At 50.7% G+C, this 270-nt stretch carries 1 protein-coding gene; it reads left to right on the top strand.

Going from position 1 to position 270, the window contains the following annotated elements; genetic code table 11:
• A partial coding sequence (locus R0J87_RS20730) for an ATP-binding cassette domain-containing protein (RefSeq protein WP_498888613.1) occupies positions 1-270 on the top strand: 270 nt, incomplete at both ends.

The raw sequence follows: 270 nt of genomic DNA on the forward strand, positions 1-270 counted from the left end.
GGAGTTGGATCAAGCCGCCAGCATCGCGCAGGCGCAGGAATTCATCCAACGAATGGAAGGCGGCTACGAAGCTGAAATCGAACAAGGCGGCTCGAATCTGTCAGGTGGGCAAAAGCAACGCTTGTCGATTGCCCGTGCCTTGATCCGCAAACCGGATTTATACATTTTCGATGACAGTTTTTCAGCACTCGATTACAAGACCGATGCCCAGTTGCGTAAAGCCTTAAAAGATGAAACGAAAAACGCCACGGTATTATTGGTGGCACAGCG

It is taken from the genome of Halomonas sp. SIMBA_159 (assembly GCF_046536035.1).
Classification (GTDB): Bacteria; Pseudomonadota; Gammaproteobacteria; order Pseudomonadales; family Halomonadaceae; genus Vreelandella; species Vreelandella venusta_A.